Here is an 18,728-nt window from a genome sequence, read left to right as displayed (position 1 = left end):
CGCCGGGCTGGTGGCCGGAAGACCCCACAGATGGCGGAACGAGATCGCACGGGCAGGGCGGACGACTGCTCGACGGCGCGCTGAAGCCCAGGCAGCACTCAGCGGCGCGGCCTCTTACGGGACGCTCGATGGCGTAGCCTGACGAGCCGGCTCGGACAGCCGGCCCACGATCTCCGGATCACACGACCACTGCGGGTCCGGCCTGCCCTCCAGGCGGCCCCCGGAGCACGAGGACGTGCTTCAGGAAGAGCCGGATACGCGCGCCTTCGTGCTCGCGCGCTCGCGTGATCGCTCGCGGCCGGGTGGAGATCCATCCGGCCGCCATGAAGAACAGGACCAGCAGCGGGCGCAGCACCCATCCGGCCAGCTGCCGGACCAGGGCGCACAGGCCCGCCTCCAGCCACCGCAGCCAGACGGAGGTGAGCACCACGCTGGTGGCGTGCACGAGCAGCATCCCGAAGCCGGGGAAGCCGGTGGCCTCCGTGTGGTCCATCCCGCTCATCCCGGCCATGTCCGCACAATGAGCCGCCGCAGCCTGCCGGGCGGAGCTCTGGGAGAGCAGGGTGTGCAGGATGACCTGTGACGCGGCCGTCGCGGGGAGGATGGAGGACAGCGTGCGTTCGCGTCCGGTCAGGGCCAGCGCGGGCAGCAGGAGGAGCAGAAAGCCGCCCGACGCCGCCGCCGGGTCGAAGGAGCCTCCGCCGGCCAGGTGTCCGAGCGTGGCGAGAGCGGCGCACGTGACGGCGAAGCTCGCCGCGCGCACCCACCTCACCACAGAGAGCGGACCCATCGTGGCCAGATCCTCCCACACCGTCGCCCAGGTCTGGAGATCAGATGACCTCTCGCCGCTGCCGGATCAGGCCGGCGTGCGCGAAGAGGGGTACGCGGCCCGCCGTTCCCTGGTTCAGTTGAGGTGCGTCGTGCGGGCCAGGCTCGAGGCCGAGCGGGTGCTGCCAAACTGGTGGGGTGAGTGACGACGGTCGCCCCGCCCCGCCAGTGACCAGCCCTTCCATCGTGGTGCTGACGATGGCCAGGCGCATCGAGAACGAGCTCGGCTCCGCTCTCGCGCCGCTGGGCCTGACGGTCAGCCGGCTGGGGCTGCTGGGGCACATCTCCGGTGTGCCCGGCGCGTCGTACAGCGATCTGGCCCGCATGTCGGGCATCACGGTGCAGAGCGTGCACGCGGCAGTGAAGGCGCTGGTGGCGGCGGGGCTGGTGCACGACCACACCGTCCGGGCGGGCTCGGCGTCCGTGATCGAGCTGACGCCGGACGGCTCCCGCCTGCTCCAGGCAGCGACGGACGTGGTGGGCGAGGTCGACGAGCGGCTGTTCGGCCCTGCGGCCGATCCCCTCCAGCGCCGGCTCGGCCAGGCGGTCCTCGCCGCCTTCACGGGCGAATCGGCTGGCTGACGGTCTCTCGAGCAAGCCAACCTTCAGGGTGACTGAAGCATGCTCTAAGCTTCAGGTAGCCTGAAGGTTGGAGGAAGATATGTTGCTCGAACATGTCCTGCTGTCCGTGCACGTGCTGGGCGGCATCGTGTTCGTCGGGGGCTCGGCCGTGGCGACGAGCCTGTTTCCCCGCTACGCGCCCGCGCTGGACGGAGAGGGACGCAGCAGGGACGTCGCCGTCGCCCTGCACCGCATTACCGGCGGGTATGCCGTCTTCGGCCTCATCGTGCCGCTGGTCGGCATGATCATGGCCGGCGTCCAGGGGCGGATGGACGAGATCTGGATCATCGTCTCGATGGTCCTCACCGCTGCCGCGGCGCTGCTGCTCGCCACGCAGATCTACCCGCGCCAGCGTCAGGCGCTCGCCGACCCCGGCGACGGCGACTCCGCACGGCTGCGCCAGCTGAGCATGGTCTCCGGCTTCTACAACCTGGCGTGGGCGATCGTCGTGGTCCTGATGATCGTACGGCCCGGCTCCGGCGCGGGGGCGTGAGCCCGATGCGCCTCCTGCGGATCGCCGCGCGGCCTGCTCGCTCAGCGCGCCCTGCGCGCGCAGCAAGGCTGAGGGCGGGGTGTCACTTGCGGGGACGGATCGCCGCCCGTACGGCGGTGTAGATGACGAGCCAGAGCACCGCCAGGAAGACCAGGTACTGGATGATTTCGGGGAGACCGATGTTCATGCTCGCAGCGTAGGCGGCCACGATTGAGGAACTGTTGAGGATCGGTTGGCAGGAGCCGGCACCCCGGCGGCTCGCCGGCGAATCCTTTTGCGGTGTGGGGGCCTCTTATGGAGTGATGACCACGCTGACAAGGAGATGGGGTATGGGTGACGTCGTGATCCCGGCTGCGCGTCGGGCGCTTTTCACGACCTTGCACCGGTGGCAAGGGCGCGGACGTGGCTGACCGCTCGTGGGCGAGCGCGCAGCTCATCGAGGCCGCGCAGGCCGGTGATCGCGAGTCGATCACCGCGGTCATCCATGGCGCCCATGCGCATGTGCGCCGCTTCGCGGAGCATCTCTGCGCGTCCCCACAGGACGCCGAAGACGCCGCACAGGAAGCGTTGATCATTCTCTACCGGAAGATCGGCTCGCTGCGCGCCACTGGGGCGCTGGCGTCGTGGATGTTCAGAATCGTCCGGAACGAGTGCCTGCGCCGCGGGCGGCTGCTGTTCGACCGCGACGAGGAGGCCGGTGCCGGTCTGATGACCTCGGCCGAGGACGAGGCCATCCGGCGCCTGGAAGCCGAACTCGTCGCGCAGGCGATCAGGGAGTTGCCAGAGGTTCAGCGCAGAGTGTTGATCATGCGGGATGTGCTCGGCTACCCGGGCCGGAGGGTCGCGGAGGTCCTCGGCCTGAGCAACGCCGCCATGAAATCCCAGCTGCACCGGGCTCGCACCCGGCTCCGGCTCAGCCTGGGCGACATGACCGGCCCCGCCGGGGGCCCGCATGACTCCGAAGCCGCCGGCGCCTGACCTGAGCCGACGCATTTCCACGATCCCGAGATTGAAGGGGAAGTTCCGCCATGCTCGAAACCGGATCGCCCGCACCCGACGTGGTGCTGGAGGACACCGACGGCCAGGCTGTGCGCCTGTCCGACCATCGCGGCGATCATGCCGTGCTCATCTACTTCATGCGGTCGACGTCGTGCCCGGTCTGCAACGGGCACGTCCAGGATCTCATCCGGTGCCGCGACGAGCTCGCGGCTGACGGCGCCCAGGTGTTCGTCGCGGTTCCCGAGGACCGCCAGGAAGCGGCCGCGTGGAAGGCCAGGCGCCGGGTACCGCTCCCCGTCCTCACAGGGCGCCGGGGCACCCCGCACGAGATGATCGGCCTGAGCAGGAAGGTCTTCGGCTCGCTGCAGCAGTCGGGCAGCATCCTCATCGATTCCCAGGGCGTCATCCGCCACGCTCACGGCGCCACCATGCCCACCGGCGGCTACGACAAGAACGGGATCATGGCCGCTGTGCGGGGTCTCCGCGCCGGCAGAAGCGGCTGACCGCGAGCCGGCCGCCCACCGACGGGCTCCGGCGCGTAAGGTGCCCGAATGATCGAGATACCGGAGGGGTTCGCCCGGAGCACCGTCGAGCGGGAAGGAGAGCCCGGGGCGGCGTGGCTCGCCGAGTTGCCGGCGATCGTGGAGGAGCTGCTGGCGCGCTGGGGATGCGTGCCGGACGGTGCGGTCATGCACGGGGGCGTCGGGGTCGTCGTCCCGGTGCGACGGCGGGGCGGCGCGTGACGGTCGCCGGGCGGATCAACCTCCGGCTGGCCGTCCCCGCGCCACCCGGCCTGCCCCGGCTGCGGGAGCAGGCGGACGCCTGGGAGCGGCGGCTACGCCAGGATGCCGAGGATCTGCCGCGCACGCTGCCACCGCATGCTGGACGTCTTCGCCGAGGCGGCGGAGATCGATCGGGAACGCGTCCGGCGCTGGGCCCAGTTCCATGCCGTCCAGGCTGCGTTCTGGGGTCGCCGCCACGGATTCCGCATCGCGCGCAGCGGGCCACGACTGGACTGGCTCGCCGAATTCGCTGACCGCCTGGCGGAGTCGCTCACGGAACGCCCGATCGGCCCCAAAGTCTAGAAAGGACAAAGACCAGGTAGTCAATCATTCATATTACGGGGGTTTCGCGCGAATATCCGCCGGTGCTGCTTGCACCTTTACATGCCATTCGAATACTTTCGTGCTACTTAGGCGTATCTGCGGCAGAACCAGACGCCGCATGGCGCCTTCCGCATTGCCCAGACCGCGCTTCACCTGCGCGAACGACGTCGCGTAGATATGGCGCGGCCGCCGAATCCGCGAGCTCGCGGAACCGGGGACCCGCAGTTTCTCTGGGGTGAATCGGCGCGCTTCCGTACGGGGCGCCCATAGGGCACTTCCACGCCCGAACCCGTCAGCTAACCCGGTAGGCGGCATGGAAGCAAGGAGCAATCCGCCCTATGGTGAAGAACATCTTCACGGGTGCCCCGCAGACCGGAAACCTTTCCCGCTTCGCCCTGTGCATGAGCGTCGCCGTGGGCGCGGGCCTCGCCGGTACGCCGACCTTCGCGGTCCATCACCGGCCCGACACGCGAACGTCGCAATGGGGCACCCTTCAGAAGTCTCCCGGCCAGGTGACCGCGCAGGAAGTGATCAGAATCGCCGAGTCCCAGATCGGCGTGGCCGAGAACGCCGCAGGCGGCGGAACCCCGTTCCAGAGCTGGTACATGTCATCGCCCCGGGCGGCGGAGACCGTGGCCCGCGACGGCGGCACGCCGCAGTCCTACGCCAACGCGCCGTGGTGCGCCATGTTCGTCGCCTGGGTCGGTGAGAAGGCCGGCGCCCGGCCGACCGTCGGCTGGGACGCCTACACCGTCACCTGGGCCAAGTGGTTCGAGGCCAACAGGCGCTGGGGCGCCGTCCCCAGGCCCGGTGCCGTGGTCTTCTTCGCCTGGCAGACGAAGAGCATCAGCGGCATCGAGCACATGGGCCTGGTCAAGCAGGACAACAGGAACGGCACGATCACCACGATCGAGGGCAACACGGACGACGGCCGGGTGGAGGTGCGGATCCGGCCCACGTCCCAGGTCGTGGGCTACGGCTATCCCCAGTACAAGCCCTGACGGACCCGGCCGCCCTGGCCTGCTAGGGGCGGACCGCGCCGAGGAGGCGGGTACGCCAGTAGTCGTCGAGGTCGACGACCTTGATGACGTCCCCGGTCTGGGGCGCGTGGACCATCTTGCCGTTGCCGGCGTACATGCCCATGTGTCCCAGGCCCTTGCTGAAGAGCAGGTCTCCGGGCTGCAGCCGGTCGAGCGGGACGCGGCGGGCGGCTCCCCAGCCCCACTGCGTCCAGGTGGTGCGGGGCAGCTCGACGCCCGCCCGGCGCCAGGCGGCCTGGGTCAGGCCGGAGCAGTCGTACGAGCCCGGCCCGGTGCCGCCGTACCGGTACGGCTTGCCCACCTGGGCGAAGGCGAACTGCAGCGCTAAGCGGGCGTTGCCGGAGGCCGGGCCGGTGTACTCGATGCCGGGGCTGTTGGGGTCGCCGGTGTTGAAGGCGCCCAGCCGGCGCAGGAGCTTGGTCTGCTCCTTGACCAGCTTGTCGACCTTCGCCTTCTCGTCGCCCACCTGGTCGCGCGCGCTGTCGGCCTCCGCCAGGAGGAGCTTGGCGTCGTTGCGGCGATCGCGCAGCTCCTTGGTGGCCGCGTCGTAGGCCCGGATCTTCGCCGCCCTGGCCTCGGCGATCTGCTGGAGTGAGGCCATGCTGCCCAGCAGCGCCTCCGGGTCGCCCTGGCCGATGAGCCGGCCCCAGGCCGGGTACGGGCCCGACTGGTAGTCGTTGACCGCCGCCGTGACGAGGTCCCGCCGGAGGGCGTCGGCCCGGGCGTCCTTGCGGCTGAGCTCGGCGTTGAGTGCGCCGTACTTCTTCTTGGCGCTCTTGTACGTCTCCGCGGCCTGGTTGTACTTCTCGACCAGCTGGTCGGCCTGCTCGTTGAGCTTCACCAGCTTGGCCCTGGCCTTGGCGGGCGACGGCTCGGCGAGGGCGGCGCCCGGGGTGGCGACCGATGCGGCCAGTGTCAAGGCTGCGGCTGATGCTGTCCGCCAGAGCCACGTCGGCACGGCCACTACGATGCCTCCTCGTAAATCTTCTAACTTGAGGCGACATAGTACAGAACGTCGACGGGCTCATCAGCCGGTTCGTGGCAGCTGCTCTGGAGCGGAGGCGCGGCCGGCAGGACCGAGCGCTACGACGCCCGTTCGTAGGAGGTGAGCGGACGGACAGCCGGGGCGGGGATCGCCGCCGTCACGATCTGCGCCCGCTCGGCGGGTACACCTGGAGCGCCGCCTCCAGAGCGCTCGCCTCCTCGGGGGTGAGCCGCTCAAGGAAGTGCACCAGGGTGGCCGCCCGGTTGCCGCTCCTGGCGAGGGAGTCGCGCATCACGTCGGCGGTGTAGGCCTCCTTGGACGACACCGCTTCGTAGATGTAGGCCCGGCCGACGGGCTTGCGCTTGAGCAGGCCCTTGGTGTGGAGCTTGTCCATCACGGTCATCACCGTGGTGTAGGCCAGGGGGCGCTCCTTCTGGAGATGCTCCAGGACGTCCCTGACCGAGGCGGGCTGCTTGATGGCCCACATGCGATCCATGATCGTGGACTCGAGCTCTCCCAGGCCACGCACCATCTGACGCCCTCTCTGCTGCGGTCGACGCAATGCTACCGTCGATCGTAGATGCGACTTTCCCGTCAGGACGGGGCGTCCGGGCGGTCCTTGGGGAGGAGTCACTGATGACGTCCGACAAGCGCACCGACCGCCTGCGCCGCTACTGGGACAGGCACGCGCACTCGTACGACCAGCAGATGAGCTTCTTCGACCGGCACTTCTTCGGCGACACCCGCGCCTGGATCTGCTCCCAGGCCACCGACGACGTCCTCGAAGTGGCCGTCGGCACCGGGCTCAACCTCCCGCACTACCCAGAGGATGTACGGCTGACCGGGATCGAGTGGAGCTCGGCCATGCTCGACCAAGCCCGGCAGCGGGCCGCCCGCCTCGGCCTGAAGGCCGAATTGCGCGAGGGCGACGCCCAGGCGCTCGACTTCCCTGACGGCGCCTTCGACACCGTCGTGTGCACCTTCTCCCTGTGCGCCATCCCGGACCACCGGCGCGCGGTCGCCGAGATGGCACGCGTGCTGCGGCCCGGCGGGCTGCTCCTGCTCGCCGACCACGTCGCCGCCTCGGCATGGCCCGCCCGCGCAGTGCAGCGCCTGCTCGAACTCGTCACCGTTCCCCTGGGCGGCGAGCACTTCCTGCGCCGCCAGCTCGATCAGGCGCGCGAGCAGGGCCTCACCGTCGAGCGGCACGACCGATTCAAGATCGGCATGGTGGAGCGCTTCGCGGCCCGCAAGCCCGTCGGAGACGCCCCCTGAGGCGGCTTATCGTACGGGAACGCCGAGTTCGCGGCCGCGGTAGAAGCCTTCCCGTTCCTCCAGGACATAAGGGGCCATGGCCTCACGCCGGCGCGTCTCGGCCTCGGAGCCCCGCCAGGAGTCGCAGGACTCCCTGGAATCCCAGAACGACACCCCGGTGATCTCCAGCCCGTCCTCCGACCAGTACGCGTACGCATGGCGCAGGCCCTCCGGATACGGGTCAGGGCGCCATGCCCTTTCGAATGCGTCCAACGCGCCCGGCTTGATGCGGCGCGTCGACACCCAGACGAAGTGCTCCCTCATCGCAGCCTCCTCTGCAACGCCGATTCGGCTTGATGGCGCTCTCTCCCTCCACCATAGGCTCCGCGGCTAGAAGAGGGTCAACGGGTCTATCGGCTGGGGCTCGGGCAGGGGAGCCAGCTCCGGCAGGCGGGTGCGTACCGCCTCGTGGAAGGCGCGAGCCAGCTTCGGCGCGTCGGCGTTGTCGGGCGTGTGGAGGAAGAACGTGGGAGAGCGGCCCTCCCTCAGCCACCCCGCGACCGTGTCCAGCCACGCCTGCCAGCCCTCGACCGTGCGGGACTCCGCGTCCCGCCCCAGGTAGCGGACGATCGGGTGGGCCGTGAGGGCGCGCGTGCGGCGGGGGACGCGGGGTTTCTTGGTCCAGGCGTCGCGTTCGGCGTCGCTGGTCGGCGGGCTCTGGAAGAGGGTCGTGGTGTCGAACGGGACCCACTCGGCCTCCACGGGCGCCAGGACGCGCTCGAGGAGCCGTTCGGACCGCTCGTCCTCGAAGAACGCGCGGTGGCGCACCTCGACGGCGTACCGGTGCGAGCGGGGGAGGCGGCGCAGGAAGGCGGCCAGGACGCCGACGTCGGCCGGCCCGAACGAGCCGGGAAGCTGCACCCAGAGGGCGTGGGCTCTGGGCCCCAGCGGCTCGATCGCGTCCAGGAAGGAGTGCAGGTCCTCCTCGATGCCGGTGAGGCGGCGTTCGTGCGTGATGGTCTTGGGGAGCTTGACGACGAACCGGAAGTCAGCTGCGGTCTGGCGGGCCCAGGACTCGACCGTGCTCCTCGCCGGGGTCGCGTAGAAGGTCGTGTTGCCCTCCACGGCGTCGCACCAGGTCGCATAGGAGCGCAGGCGCTCACCGGGAGGGAGTTGGTCGGGGAGGAAACGACCTGGCCAGCGCGCGTGCGTCCACATCGCGCATCCCACATGAAGCCGCATGGCTCGACCGTATCGGAGATCCACCTCCGACAAGTTGTCATACGAGTTACAGCTTCGTATGATGACTGACGACATCCTACCGCCGACCGCTTGGACGACCATGGCCGCCGACCGCATCCGTCACGTCTCGCTCTCCTCCGTCACGCTTCCGCTGGACGTCCCCATCAGCGACGCCAAGGTGCTCACCGGGCGGCAGAAGCCGATGACCGAGATCGCCTTCCTCTTCGCCGAGATCACGACGGAGGAGGGCCGCCAGGGCACCGGTTTCAGCTACTCCAAGAGGGCAGGCGGTCCGGCGCAGTACGCCCACGCCAAGGAGGTCGGGGCGAATCTCCTCGGCCAGGATCCCTCCGACATCGGCAAGGTGTACGACGTGCTGCTCTGGGCGGGCGCGTCGGTGGGCCGTTCCGGGGTGGCCACGCAGGCGCTGGCCGCGATCGACATCGCGCTCTGGGACCTGAAGGCCAAGCGCGCCGGGCTGCCGCTGGCGAAGCTGCTGGGGTCGTACCGCGACTCGGTCAGGACGTACAACACCTCGGGTGGCTTCCTGCACGCCCCGATCGAGGAGGTCAAGGCGCGTGCGAGCCAGTCGCTCGAGGACGGCATCGGCGGCATCAAGATCAAGGTGGGGCAGCCGGACACGAAGGAGGACCTGCGGCGGCTGGCGGCGGTCAGGGAGCACATCGGGGACGATGTCCCGTTGATGGTGGATGCCAATCAGCAGTGGGATCGTGCGACGGCGTTGCGGTTCGGGCGGGCGGTCGAGGAGTTCGGGCTCGTGTGGATCGAGGAGCCGTTGGACGCCTATGACGCCGAGGGGCACGCGCAGCTGGCGGCCGCCCTGGACACGCCGATCGCCACCGGCGAGATGCTCTCCAGCGTCGCCGAGCACGTACGCCTCATCGAGGCGCGCGCGGCCGACATCATCCAGCCGGACGCCCCGCGCGTCGGCGGCATCACGCCCTTCCTCCGCCTGGCCGCCCTCGCCGACCACGCGGGGCTGCAGCTGGCGCCCCACTTCGCCATGGAGATCCACCTCCACCTGGCCGCGGCCTACCCGCGCGAGCCCTGGGTCGAGCACTTCGAATGGCTCAACCCGCTGTTCGACGAGCGGCTCGAGACCCGCGACGGCCGCATGATCGTCCCCGACCGGCCGGGGCTCGGCTTCACGCTCAGCGAGCAGTGCCGCAAGTGGACCGTCGACAGCGTCGAGTTCAGAGCCGGCGCCCGGTAGGTTGTGAGCCGTGCCGCCAGACCAGAGGCTCGATCGCGACAGCGGGCGCGGGCTCGCGCATGAGCTCGTCGAACGGCTCAAGGGACGCATCCTCGCCGGCGAGATCGGGCCCGGCCAGAAGCTGCCGACCGAGTCCTCGCTCGTCGAGGAGTTCGGCGTGAGCCGTACGGTGGTCCGCGAGGCCATCTCGCGGCTCCAGGCGGCGGGCCTCGTCGAGACCTTCCAGGGGCGCGGCTCGTTCGTGCTGGCCGTACCCGCCTCCACGGCCTTCTCCGTGGAGGCCTCGCAGATCCGCACACACCGCGACGTGCTCGACATGATCGATTTCCGGATCGGCGTCGAGTCGGAGTCGGCGGGCCTGGCCGCGGAGCGCCGTACCGACCTGCAGCTCAAGGCCATCCAACGGGCCCTGGTCGATCTCGGGCACTCCGGCGAGCAACCCAGCAGCGCCGTCGAGGCCGACTTCCAGTTCCACCTGAAGGTCGCGCTCGCCTCGGGCAACCGGTTCTACTCCGACCTGCTGGCGTCGTTCGGGCCGATGGTGATCATGCTGCCTCGCACGCGGCTGGAGCCCCCGTACACGGTGTCGAACGCCACGCACCTCACCCGGGTGACGCTGGAGCACGAGAACATCTACCGGGCCATCGCCGACCAGGACGCGGCGGCGGCACGCGCCGCGATGCGGCTCCACCTGTCCAACTCCCGGGCCCGCCTCCAGACGCCGTAGCGTTCGTCCCCGTGGGGCGGGTTACCAGCGGGATGTGTTGGGGGTGAAGTCCGGCACCACCGTGCGCATGTAGGCCGTGTCCTCGCGCCCGCGCTGCCCGCACCGTACGTACTGCTCGTGCAGCACCGCCAGCGCGTCCTCGTCCAGCTCCACCCCGAGGCCGGGCCCCGTCGGCACGGCCACGCTGCCGCCGCGGAACTCCAGTGTCCCCGGCTTGACGACCTCCTCCGTCTTCCACGGATAGTGCGTGTCGCAGGCGTAGGTGAGGTTGGGGGTGGCGGCCGCCAGGTGGGTCATGGCGGCGAGGCTCACGCCGAGGTGGGAGTTCGAGTGCATCGACAGCCCCATGCCGAACGTCTCGCAGATGCCGCCCAGCAGCGCCGAGCGGCGCAGGCCGCCCCACAGGTGATGGTCCGACAGCACGACCTGTACGGCGTCGGCGGCGACGGCGGGCTTGAGGTGCTCGAAGGCGATGACGCACATGTTGGTGGCCAGCGGGATCTCGGTGTGCCGGGCGACCGCCGCCATGCCGTCGATGCCGGGCGTCGGGTCCTCGAGGTACTCCAGGACGCCGGCCAGCCGCTTGGCCACCTTGACGGAGGTGTCCACGGTCCAGGCGCCGTTGGGGTCGATGCGCAGGGCGTGGCCGGGGAAGGTCGCGGCCAGCGCTTCGACGGTCTCGACCTCGTGCGTGGGCTCGAAGACGCCGCCCTTGAGCTTGATGGCGGTGAACCCGTAGTCGTCGACCATCCGCCGGGCCTGGGCCACCATCTGCTCGGGCGTGATGCCCCGCCCCCACGAGTCCTCGTCCTGGCCGGGGTGCCCCTCCCACTTGTAGAAGAGGTACGCCGAGAACGGCACCCGGTCGCGTACGGCCCCGCCGAGCAGGTCGCTCACCGGGCGGCCGAGCACCTTGCCCTGCAGGTCCAGCAGCGCCACCTCGAACGGCGCGGCCACGGTGTCGACGGCGCTGGAGACCTCCAGCATGCCGCCGAAGCTCGCGCCCGCACCGCCGGTGGACGCGCCGAGCGTCTCGACGACGACGCGCCGGAGCCCGTGGACGTCGAACACGTCCAGCCCGGGCACGGCGGCGGCGACGGCGTCGAGCCGCTCGAGGTGGGCCTGGTCGGCGTACGTCTCGCCGAGCCCCACCAGCCCGGAGTCGGTGTGCGCCTGGACGATCGCGCGCAGCACGAACGGCTGGTGGACACCGACGACGTTCAGCAGGGGAGGGTCGCGGAAGGCGACGGGGGTGACGGTCACCCTGCTGACGCGTCCGGCGTCGCGTGCGGTCACTGGGCCGCCTTGACCGTCAGGACCGGGACGCTGGCCTCCATGAGGATGCGCTGCGCCTCGCTGCCCAGGATGAACTTGCCCACCAGCGACCGGTGCCGCAGCCCGATCACGATGAGCGTGCCGCCGGTCTCCTTGACGAGCTCCTCGAACGTCTCGGGCAGGTCGTCGTCGTGGAGCGGCTGGCGTACCTCGGCGTCCACGCCGGCGGCCCGCGCGCGGTCGAGCAGCGCGGTGGAGGCGCCGTCGTCGATCTTGCGCTCGTCGACGGTCGCGCCGCGGCGCGGGGAGTTCACGATGATCACGCGCTCGGAGCGCAGGGCGCCCTCGCGCAGGCCCGCGTCGACCGCGGCCTCCCCCTCGGGCGTGGGCAGGTAACCGACGAGGATCGTCATGACGTCTTCTCCTCAACTGGAGCGTCAACGGGGACGTCGACTGGGGCAGGGGTCTTGCGGCGCACGGCTTTCCGGATCAGCGGCAGGAACGCCACGATCACGACCAGGGCGAGCACCGTTCCCGAGATGGGGCGGGTGAAGAAGCCGGTCGGGTTGCCGCCGAAGATCAGCAGCGCCTGCCGTGAGGAGTTCTCGATCATCGAGCCCAGCACGAAGGCCAGCACCAGCGGCCCCGGCTCGAAGCCGAACTTCTTCATCAGGTAGCCGAGCAGGCCGAAGGCGATGACCAGGAAGATGTCGTAGACGTTGTTGTTCACGGTGTACGCGCCGAGCAGCGTGATGAGCACCGTGATCGGGGCCAGGATCGCCGGGCGCACCCGCAGGATCTTCACGAAGACGCCGACCATCGGGATGCTCATGATGAGCAGCAGGATGTTGCCGATGTACATCGAGTTGATGACGCCCCAGAAGACGTCGGGGTGCTCGGTGACGAGCTGCGGACCCGGCTGGATGCCCTGGATGAGCAGCGCCCCGAACATCAGGGCCATGGTCGCGTTCGCCGGGATGCCGAGGGTCAGCAGCGGGATGAACGACGAGGTGGCGGCGGCGTTGTTGGCCGTCTCCGGCGCGGCCACGCCCTCGACGGCGCCCTTTCCGAAGCGCTCGGGCTGCTTGGCGCGGCGCTTCTCGAACGCGTACGCCGCCAGGGACGACAGCACGGCGCCGCCGCCGGGCAGGACGCCCAGGACGAAGCCGATGAGCGAGCCGCGCCCGATCGCGCCTCCGGACTGGCGCAGGTCCTGGCGCGACGGCCACACGTTGCCGACCTTGGCCGGCGCGTGCACCTGGTTGTGCCGCTCCTCGAGGTTGTAGAGGATCTCGCTCAGGCCGAACAGGCCCATGGCGATCGGGATGAAGTCGATGCCCTCGGCCAGGTTCAGGCTGTCGAAGGTGAAGCGCTCGGCGCCGGTGAAGGTGTCGCGGCCCACGGTCGCGATGAGCAGGCCGACGCAGGCCGCGATGATCGCCTTGAGCTTGTTGCCGTTGCCCACCGAGGAGATCAGCAGCACGCCGAGCACGCCCAGGGCCGCGTACTCGGGCGGCCCGAAGTCGAGCGCGAAACCGGCCACGACCGGGGCCAGGACCGTCAGGCCGACGATCGAGACGGTCCCGCCGATGAAGGACCCGATGGCGGCGATGCCCAGCGCGGTGCCCGCCTTGCCCTGTCTGGCCAGCGCAAACCCGTCGAAGACGGTCACGACGGAGGACGCCTCGCCGGGGAGGCGGAGCAGGACCGAGGTGATGGTGCCGCCGTACTGGGCGCCGTAGAAGATGCCCGCCAGCATGATGATCGCCGAGACCGGCCCGATGCCGTACGTGATCGGCAGCAGGATGGCGATCGTCGCCCCGGGCCCGAGCCCGGGCAGCACGCCGATGAGCATGCCGATGATGACGCCGATGAGGCAGTAGAGCAGATTGCTCGGCTCCAGGACGACGCCGAAGCCGTTGAGGATGGGGGAGATGTCCATGTGGCTTTCTCAGATGAGGCGTGGGAGCGGGACCTGGAGCAGCACGACGAAGAGCAGGTAGAACGCGGCCACGGTCACGACGCTGACGACGATGGAGGAGCGCCACGACTCCTTGCCCAGCCAGCGCAGCCAGACGAACACCAGCAGCAGCGACGGGATCTCGAAGCCGATCAGCGGCAGCAGCACCGCGAGCAGCACGAGCGTCACCACGCCCACCGCGGTGAGCAGGCTCGCCTTGGAGAACCGCTCGGTGTCCTCGAGCCCGCGGCCGGTCACGACGAGCGTCGCCGACAGCACGACGATGACGACGCTGATGGCGAACGGCCACAGGCCGGGGCCCGGCTGGGTGAGGCGCCCGAGCCCGAGCGCGAAGGAGCCGATCGCACCGGCGACGCCGACGGCCAGCGCCACGAGGGCGGCGGCCACCTGCGAGAGGGGGCCCGCGTGCGGTGGCCGGGTCTCCTCGGCGACCTCTTCTTCGAGAGGATCGGTCATGGACATGCTCGCTCCTTGGAACTTATCCGGCCAGGCTGATGCCGTACTTGCTGAGCTGCTCCTTGTACGTGGCGGTGTCCTTCTGCAGGGAGCTGAGCACCTCCTGCGGGGAGACCTCCATCGGAGTGAGCGAGTTCTCCTCGTTGAACTTCTTGTACTCCGGCGTGGCGAACGTCTTCTTGGCCGCCTCAAGCAGGCGGGCCTTGACGTCCTCGGGCGTGCCCTTGGGCGCGGTCAGGAACCGGTACTGCGTGACCAGCACGTCGAAGCCCTGCTCCTTGGCCGTCTTGACGTCCGGCAGGTAGGGGATGCGCTTGTCGGAGAAGACCGCGAGCGGGACGAGCTTGCCGGCCTTGATGTTCTCGACGGCCTCGCCGATCTGCATGGTCGAGACGTCGACCTGGTTGCCGAGCAGGGCGGTCAGGGCCGGGGCGCCGCCGTCGAAGGGCACGGCCGTCGCCTCGACGCCGGCCGTCTTGAACGTCAGCGCGGAGGCGAGCTGCGCGCCCGTGCCGACGCCGGTCGTGCCGTAGCGGATGGTCTTGCCCGCCTTCTTCATGTCCTCGATGGACTTGAAGCCGGACTGGGCGTTGGTGGCCATGACGTAGTCGTCGCGGGAGACGCCGGTGATGACGTCGAACGAGTCGATCTTCGTGGCTTCGGCGGGCGACACCGTGAGCGGCGTGATGGTGAAGAGCGAGGCGTTCTGCAGCGCGATCTTGTAACCGTCGGGCTTGGCGGCCTGCAACTCCTTGGCGTTGAGCGCGCCGTTCGCGCCGGGCTTGTTGAGCACCGGCGCGGAGACGCCGAGCTCCTTGCTCATGCCCTGGGCCAGCGCCCGGGTGATGAGGTCGGTCGAGCCGCCCGCGGACGCGCCGACGCTGAACTCGATGTTGCCCGTCGGATATTTGCCGTCGCCGCCACCGGAGGACGTCGTCTTGACACCGCCGCACGCGGTCAGCGCGAGCGCGGCGGCGGCGCCGACGACTCCCGTGAGCAGGCGGCGGGAGGTCGTCCGGGATGTCGGCATGAGGCTTACTCCTTCTGACGAGCGGCTGTATGGAGGTTACGTGGTTGTTTCCGCTTCGTAGTCTCCGGAGACTAGGTACCAGCCTCGATGCCTGTCCAAGCTTAATTCGGTATCAGGTGATACTCTGCGGGCATCATGCTAACGCTCGATCAAATCCGGGCATTTGTGGCTGTCGCCGAGGAGCTCCACTTCGGCCGCGCGGCCGATCGACTCCGTATGACGCAGCCCCCGCTGAGCCGCCACATCCAGAAGCTTGAGCGCGCGATCGGCGTGACCCTCCTGGAACGCGACAACCGCCGCGTGGTGCTCACCGACGCGGGCCGCGGCTTCCTGGAGGACGCCCGGCGCATGCTCACGCTCGTCGACACCGCGGGCGACCGCGCGCGCCGCATCTCGAAGGGCGCCACGGGCACCGTACGGCTCGGCTTCACCGCGGTCTCGGCCATCAGCATGCTCGGCGTGCTCCTGCGCCGGCTCGCGGAGGAGCTGCCGGAGATCGACGTCATCCTCCACGAACGGGTGACCGCCGGGCAGGTCGACGGCATCCTGCGCGGCGAGCTCGACATGGGCCTCGCGCGGCCGCCCTTCGACATCGCCACGCTCCACTCGCGGGTCGTCTTCCGCGAGCCGCTGTGCGCCGTGGTCCCCGTCGGCCATCGGCTCGCCGGCCTCGACCGGCCGCTCGCCCCCGACGACTTCGACGGCCTGCCGGTCATCAGCTACAACCCCGTGCAGTCGCGTTACTTCCACGAGCTGACCGTCCGCTTCTTCACCAACGCCCACCCCAGGATCGAGCAGCAGGTCCATCAGATCCTCACCGCCGTGCTGCTCGTGGCGGCCGGCCGGGGTGTGGCGCTGGTGCCCGCGAGCGCTCGTTCGCTCGGCATCGAGGGCATCGCCTTCTGCGATCTGGTACGCGGCGGCGGCGACCCGCTGGACGACGGCGACGGCGTCGCGGGCAAGCCGGTCGAGCTGCACGTCATCTGGGACCGTGCCTCGACCAACCCGGCCCTGTGGCGGGTGCTCGAGCTGCTCGCCGATCCCAGGCCATGATGCCCTGCCGGTATCGTCGGATACAGAATCGCACTTGGACAGGAATCCACCCTCCTTCTTAGCCTGATCGGCGTCAGCCCTTACCGGCGGCGCGGGGGGATCCCACGGCCGCGTGTCAACCAGAGGACGTTCATGCCGAATTTCGCGCCGCAGGAGCTCGCCGCCCAGCTCAAGAGCGGCCTGCTCTCGTTCCCCGTCACCCATTTCACCGAGGACCTGCAGTTCGACGAGCCGGCCTACCGTGAGCACCTGTCCTGGCTGAGCACGTACCCGGTGGCCGGTCTGTTCGCCGCGGGGGGCACCGGCGAGGGCTTCTCGCTGACCGCCGCCGAGATCGACCGGGTGGTGCGGGTGGCGGTCGGCGAGGTGAACGGCAGGGTCCCGGTCGTGGCCCCGGCCACGGGCGGCACCGCGAGCGCCGTGGCGCAGGCCCAGGCCGCCGAGGCCGCCGGCGCCGACGGGCTGCTGCTCATGCCCCCGTACCTCACCGAGGCCGGGCAGGACGGTCTGGTCGAGCACGTCTCCGCGGTCTGCCGCGCCACCGGCCTCGGCGTCATCGTCTACAGCCGGGCCAACGCGATCCTGAACGACCGCGCCGTCGCGGCGCTGGCCGACCGGAACGCGAACCTCGTCGGGTTCAAGGACGGCGTCGGCAACATCGAGCACCTCACGCGCATCTACGCCTCCGTCGGCGACCGACTGGCCTACATCGGCGGCCTGCCCACGGCCGAGACGTTCGCGCTGCCGCTGCTCCAGCTCGGCATGAGCACGTACTCCTCGGCGATCTTCAACTTCGTGCCGCAGTACGCGCTCGACTTCTACGCCGACGTCCGGGCCCAGGACCGCGACGCGGTCTACCGGCGGATCAAGGAGTTCCTGATCCCGTACCTGGACATCCGCGACCGCCAGAAGGGGTACGCCGTGTCGATCATCAAGGCCGGCCTGGCCGCCGTCGGACGCCCGGCCGGACCGGTGCGCCCGCCGCTGCAGAACCTCACCGACGGCGAGCTCGCCGAGCTGACCGCCCTCATCAACAAGATCAGCTAGCTCATGGCTCCCACGATCCAGCGCGTCGAGGTCGTCCCGGTGGCCGGGTACGACAGCATGCTGCTCAACCTCAGCGGCGCCCACGGCCCGTTCTTCACCCGCAACGTCGTCATCACCACCGACTCCGACGGACGCACCGGTCTCGGCGAGGTGCCCGGCGGCGAGGCGATCCGCCGGACCATCACCGAGGCCGCCGACCTGCTGGCCGGGCAGCCCGTGGCGCGCTACCGCAGCCTGCTGCGGTCGGTGGCGGCGCGCTTCGCCGACCGCGACGCCGGCGGACGCGGCGCCCAGACCTTCGACCTGCGCACCACCGTCCACGCGGTCACCGGCCTCGAGTCCACCCTGCTCGACCTGCACGGCCAGTACCTCGGGCTGCCCGTGGCCGAGCTGCTTGGCGAGGGCCGCCAACGCGACCGGGTGCCGATGCTGGGCTACCTCTTCTACGTCGGCGACCCGGGCAGGACCGACCTTCCCTACCTGGTGGACGACGCGGGCGACGACGCCTGGTCCCGGCTGCGGCGCAAGGAGGCGCTCACCCCTGACGCGGTGGTCGCGCTGGCCGAGGCCGCGCAGGAGCGCTACGGCTTCAGCGACTTCAAGCTCAAGGGCGGGGTGCTGACCGGCGAGGAGGAGGTCGAGGCGGTCAAGGCGCTGGCCCGCCGCTTCCCCGACGCGCGCATCACCCTCGACCCCAACGGCGGCTGGCTGCTCGCCGACGCCGTCCGGCTCTGCCGCGGGCTGGGCGGGGTCCTCGCCTACGCCGAGGACCCGTGCGGCGCCGAGGGCCGCTTCTCGAGCCGGGAGACCATGGCCGAGTTCAGGCGGGCCACGGGCCTGCCCACCGCGACGAACATGATCGCCACGGACTGGCGGGAGATGGCCCATGCCGTACGCGCCGGCGCGGTGGACATCCCGCTCGCGGACCCGCACTTCTGGACCATGGCCGGCTCGGTCCGCGTCGCCCAGCTCTGCCACGACTTCGGGCTGACGTGGGGGTCTCACTCCAACAACCACTTCGACATCTCGCTGGCCATGTTCACGCACGTCGGAGCGGCCGCCCCTGGGGAGATCACGGCGCTCGACACGCACTGGATCTGGCAGGACGGTCAGGCGCTCACGACCCGGCCGTTCCAGATCACGGACGGCGCGATCGACGTTCCGGACACTCCCGGGCTCGGTGTCGAGCTCGACCGGGCGGCGCTGGCCGAGGCCCACGAGCTCTACCTCCGCCACGGCCTCGGCGCCCGCGACGACGCCGTGGCCATGCAGTACCTGGTGGAGGGCTGGACGTTCGACCCGAAACGCCCCTGCCTCGTCCGCTGACCCCGGCACCGGGCGGGGCTCCTCGAGTCCC

General features: G+C 70.2%; 24 protein-coding genes and 1 riboswitch. Of the genes, 14 read left to right on the top strand and 10 right to left on the bottom strand.

The window, feature by feature from the left end; all coding sequences use genetic code 11:
* Positions 1-178: 178 nt before the first annotated feature.
* A complete protein-coding gene (locus ABD830_RS03955) occupies positions 179-790 on the bottom strand; it encodes a hypothetical protein (protein WP_344984933.1) in 612 nt (203 codons plus the stop codon).
* A 1-nt stretch (position 791) separates the two neighbouring features.
* Here ABD830_RS03955 and ABD830_RS03950 point away from each other — a divergent pair, with 1 nt between their 5' ends.
* The 8 genes from ABD830_RS03950 (at position 792) to ABD830_RS03915 (ending at position 5,048) form a co-directional block, all read left to right on the top strand.
* The gene (locus ABD830_RS03950) at positions 792-974 is read left to right on the top strand and encodes a hypothetical protein (protein ID WP_344984932.1); all 183 of its coding nucleotides are present in this window, start codon (positions 792-794) and stop codon (positions 972-974) included.
* Positions 967-1,410, top strand: a complete 444-nt coding sequence (locus ABD830_RS03945) for a MarR family winged helix-turn-helix transcriptional regulator (RefSeq protein ID WP_344984931.1) — start codon at positions 967-969, stop codon at positions 1,408-1,410. Before ABD830_RS03950 ends, ABD830_RS03945 begins: the two co-directional genes overlap by 8 nt.
* A 79-nt stretch (positions 1,411-1,489) precedes the next feature.
* Entirely contained in the window at positions 1,490-1,942 is a 453-nt protein-coding gene (locus ABD830_RS03940; protein ID WP_344984930.1) for a hypothetical protein, read from the top strand.
* A 402-nt stretch (positions 1,943-2,344) separates the two neighbouring features.
* Complete coding sequence (locus tag ABD830_RS03935) at positions 2,345-2,920, top strand: RNA polymerase sigma factor (protein ID WP_344984929.1); 576 nt, start codon at positions 2,345-2,347, stop codon at positions 2,918-2,920.
* Positions 2,921-2,970: 50 nt separating this feature from the next.
* Positions 2,971-3,444, top strand: coding sequence for a peroxiredoxin family protein (locus ABD830_RS03930; RefSeq protein WP_344984928.1), 474 nt, complete (start codon positions 2,971-2,973; stop codon positions 3,442-3,444).
* A gap of 48 nt (positions 3,445-3,492) precedes the next feature.
* Entirely contained in the window at positions 3,493-3,684 is a 192-nt protein-coding gene (locus ABD830_RS03925) for a hypothetical protein (protein WP_344984926.1), read from the top strand.
* 135 nt (positions 3,685-3,819) lie between these two features.
* Complete coding sequence (locus ABD830_RS03920) at positions 3,820-4,026, top strand: hypothetical protein (protein ID WP_344984925.1); 207 nt, start codon at positions 3,820-3,822, stop codon at positions 4,024-4,026.
* 198 nt (positions 4,027-4,224) lie between these two features.
* A riboswitch (cyclic di-AMP (ydaO/yuaA leader) is annotated at positions 4,225-4,373 on the top strand.
* A 12-nt stretch (positions 4,374-4,385) separates the two neighbouring features.
* A complete protein-coding gene (locus tag ABD830_RS03915; RefSeq protein ID WP_344984923.1) occupies positions 4,386-5,048 on the top strand; it encodes a CHAP domain-containing protein in 663 nt (220 codons plus the stop codon).
* A 22-nt stretch (positions 5,049-5,070) separates the two neighbouring features.
* On the opposite strand, the gene ABD830_RS03910 is transcribed toward ABD830_RS03915, so the two are convergent.
* Positions 5,071-6,006, bottom strand: coding sequence for a C40 family peptidase (locus tag ABD830_RS03910; RefSeq protein ID WP_344984922.1), 936 nt, complete (start codon positions 6,004-6,006; stop codon positions 5,071-5,073).
* A 223-nt stretch (positions 6,007-6,229) separates the two neighbouring features.
* Positions 6,230-6,604 (bottom strand): BlaI/MecI/CopY family transcriptional regulator, encoded by a 375-nt coding sequence (locus ABD830_RS03905; protein WP_344984920.1) that lies wholly within the window; start codon positions 6,602-6,604, stop codon positions 6,230-6,232.
* Positions 6,605-6,708: 104 nt separating this feature from the next.
* Between ABD830_RS03905 and ABD830_RS03900 the strand changes: the two genes are divergently transcribed.
* Complete coding sequence (locus tag ABD830_RS03900) at positions 6,709-7,347, top strand: class I SAM-dependent methyltransferase (protein ID WP_344984918.1); 639 nt, start codon at positions 6,709-6,711, stop codon at positions 7,345-7,347.
* A 6-nt stretch (positions 7,348-7,353) separates the two neighbouring features.
* Here the strand turns inward: ABD830_RS03900 and ABD830_RS03895 are convergent, their stop codons facing one another.
* Together ABD830_RS03895 and ABD830_RS03890 are read right to left on the bottom strand one after the other, a co-directional pair.
* Positions 7,354-7,650 (bottom strand): hypothetical protein, encoded by a 297-nt coding sequence (locus ABD830_RS03895; RefSeq protein ID WP_344984916.1) that lies wholly within the window; start codon positions 7,648-7,650, stop codon positions 7,354-7,356.
* 66 nt (positions 7,651-7,716) lie between these two features.
* Positions 7,717-8,568 (bottom strand): DUF72 domain-containing protein, encoded by an 852-nt coding sequence (locus ABD830_RS03890; protein ID WP_344984914.1) that lies wholly within the window; start codon positions 8,566-8,568, stop codon positions 7,717-7,719.
* Positions 8,569-8,668: 100 nt separating this feature from the next.
* On the opposite strand from ABD830_RS03890, the gene ABD830_RS03885 reads away from it, so the two are divergent.
* On the top strand, positions 8,669-9,802 hold the full coding sequence (locus ABD830_RS03885; RefSeq protein WP_344987617.1) for an L-talarate/galactarate dehydratase: 1,134 nt from the start codon (positions 8,669-8,671) through the stop codon (positions 9,800-9,802).
* A 10-nt stretch (positions 9,803-9,812) separates the two neighbouring features.
* Positions 9,813-10,529: a FadR/GntR family transcriptional regulator gene (locus ABD830_RS03880; protein ID WP_344984913.1), complete on the top strand. Its 717-nt coding sequence runs from the start codon at positions 9,813-9,815 to the stop codon at positions 10,527-10,529.
* 21 nt (positions 10,530-10,550) lie between these two features.
* Here the strand turns inward: ABD830_RS03880 and ABD830_RS03875 are convergent, their stop codons facing one another.
* The 5 genes from ABD830_RS03875 to ABD830_RS03855 are packed head-to-tail and all read right to left on the bottom strand — an operon-like array spanning position 10,551 to position 15,271.
* Positions 10,551-11,825: a glucarate dehydratase family protein gene (locus ABD830_RS03875; protein WP_344984912.1), complete on the bottom strand. Its 1,275-nt coding sequence runs from the start codon at positions 11,823-11,825 to the stop codon at positions 10,551-10,553.
* Positions 11,822-12,217 (bottom strand): universal stress protein, encoded by a 396-nt coding sequence (locus ABD830_RS03870; protein ID WP_344984910.1) that lies wholly within the window; start codon positions 12,215-12,217, stop codon positions 11,822-11,824. The genes ABD830_RS03875 and ABD830_RS03870 overlap by 4 nt, the downstream gene beginning before the upstream one ends.
* Positions 12,214-13,746, bottom strand: coding sequence for a tripartite tricarboxylate transporter permease (locus ABD830_RS03865; protein WP_344984909.1), 1,533 nt, complete (start codon positions 13,744-13,746; stop codon positions 12,214-12,216). Before ABD830_RS03865 ends, ABD830_RS03870 begins: the two co-directional genes overlap by 4 nt.
* A 9-nt stretch (positions 13,747-13,755) precedes the next feature.
* Positions 13,756-14,247, bottom strand: a complete 492-nt coding sequence (locus tag ABD830_RS03860) for a tripartite tricarboxylate transporter TctB family protein (protein ID WP_344984908.1) — start codon at positions 14,245-14,247, stop codon at positions 13,756-13,758.
* A 16-nt stretch (positions 14,248-14,263) separates the two neighbouring features.
* Positions 14,264-15,271: a tripartite tricarboxylate transporter substrate binding protein gene (locus ABD830_RS03855; RefSeq protein ID WP_344984906.1), complete on the bottom strand. Its 1,008-nt coding sequence runs from the start codon at positions 15,269-15,271 to the stop codon at positions 14,264-14,266.
* Between the two features lie 135 nt (positions 15,272-15,406).
* On the opposite strand from ABD830_RS03855, the gene ABD830_RS03850 reads away from it, so the two are divergent.
* The 3 genes from ABD830_RS03850 (at position 15,407) to ABD830_RS03840 (ending at position 18,697) form a co-directional block, all read left to right on the top strand.
* Positions 15,407-16,324: a LysR substrate-binding domain-containing protein gene (locus tag ABD830_RS03850; protein ID WP_344984905.1), complete on the top strand. Its 918-nt coding sequence runs from the start codon at positions 15,407-15,409 to the stop codon at positions 16,322-16,324.
* Positions 16,325-16,456: 132 nt separating this feature from the next.
* On the top strand, positions 16,457-17,371 hold the full coding sequence (kdgD, locus tag ABD830_RS03845; protein ID WP_344984904.1) for a 5-dehydro-4-deoxyglucarate dehydratase: 915 nt from the start codon (positions 16,457-16,459) through the stop codon (positions 17,369-17,371).
* Positions 17,372-17,374: 3 nt separating this feature from the next.
* Complete coding sequence (locus ABD830_RS03840; protein WP_344984903.1) at positions 17,375-18,697, top strand: enolase C-terminal domain-like protein; 1,323 nt, start codon at positions 17,375-17,377, stop codon at positions 18,695-18,697.
* Positions 18,698-18,728 lie beyond the last annotated feature (31 nt).

Source organism: Nonomuraea helvata, from assembly GCF_039535785.1.
In the GTDB taxonomy this organism is placed as follows: domain Bacteria; phylum Actinomycetota; class Actinomycetes; order Streptosporangiales; family Streptosporangiaceae; genus Nonomuraea; species Nonomuraea helvata.
The sequence above is the reverse complement of the archived record's forward strand: the minus strand, read 5'-3'. Positions and strand labels throughout refer to the sequence as shown.

Bases quoted from the DNA above. Each gene is read 5' to 3' on its own strand.
- ABD830_RS03955 (WP_344984933.1), bottom strand. From the start codon at position 790: ATGGGTCCGCTCTCTGTGGTGAGGTGGGTGCGCGCGGCGAGCTTCGCC.
- ABD830_RS03940 (WP_344984930.1), top strand. From the start codon at position 1,490: ATGTTGCTCGAACATGTCCTGCTGTCCGTGCACGTGCTGGGCGGCATC.
- ABD830_RS03930 (WP_344984928.1), top strand. From the start codon at position 2,971: ATGCTCGAAACCGGATCGCCCGCACCCGACGTGGTGCTGGAGGACACC.
- ABD830_RS03925 (WP_344984926.1), top strand. From the start codon at position 3,493: ATGATCGAGATACCGGAGGGGTTCGCCCGGAGCACCGTCGAGCGGGAA.
- ABD830_RS03920 (WP_344984925.1), top strand. From the start codon at position 3,820: ATGCTGGACGTCTTCGCCGAGGCGGCGGAGATCGATCGGGAACGCGTC.
- ABD830_RS03915 (WP_344984923.1), top strand. From the start codon at position 4,386: ATGGTGAAGAACATCTTCACGGGTGCCCCGCAGACCGGAAACCTTTCC.
- ABD830_RS03905 (WP_344984920.1), bottom strand. From the start codon at position 6,604: ATGGTGCGTGGCCTGGGAGAGCTCGAGTCCACGATCATGGATCGCATG.
- ABD830_RS03900 (WP_344984918.1), top strand. From the start codon at position 6,709: ATGACGTCCGACAAGCGCACCGACCGCCTGCGCCGCTACTGGGACAGG.
- ABD830_RS03895 (WP_344984916.1), bottom strand. From the start codon at position 7,650: ATGAGGGAGCACTTCGTCTGGGTGTCGACGCGCCGCATCAAGCCGGGC.
- ABD830_RS03890 (WP_344984914.1), bottom strand. From the start codon at position 8,568: ATGCGGCTTCATGTGGGATGCGCGATGTGGACGCACGCGCGCTGGCCA.
- ABD830_RS03885 (WP_344987617.1), top strand. From the start codon at position 8,669: ATGGCCGCCGACCGCATCCGTCACGTCTCGCTCTCCTCCGTCACGCTT.
- ABD830_RS03870 (WP_344984910.1), bottom strand. From the start codon at position 12,217: ATGACGATCCTCGTCGGTTACCTGCCCACGCCCGAGGGGGAGGCCGCG.
- ABD830_RS03865 (WP_344984909.1), bottom strand. From the start codon at position 13,746: ATGGACATCTCCCCCATCCTCAACGGCTTCGGCGTCGTCCTGGAGCCG.
- ABD830_RS03860 (WP_344984908.1), bottom strand. From the start codon at position 14,247: ATGTCCATGACCGATCCTCTCGAAGAAGAGGTCGCCGAGGAGACCCGG.
- ABD830_RS03855 (WP_344984906.1), bottom strand. From the start codon at position 15,271: ATGCCGACATCCCGGACGACCTCCCGCCGCCTGCTCACGGGAGTCGTC.
- ABD830_RS03850 (WP_344984905.1), top strand. From the start codon at position 15,407: ATGCTAACGCTCGATCAAATCCGGGCATTTGTGGCTGTCGCCGAGGAG.
- kdgD (WP_344984904.1), top strand. From the start codon at position 16,457: ATGCCGAATTTCGCGCCGCAGGAGCTCGCCGCCCAGCTCAAGAGCGGC.
- ABD830_RS03840 (WP_344984903.1), top strand. From the start codon at position 17,375: ATGGCTCCCACGATCCAGCGCGTCGAGGTCGTCCCGGTGGCCGGGTAC.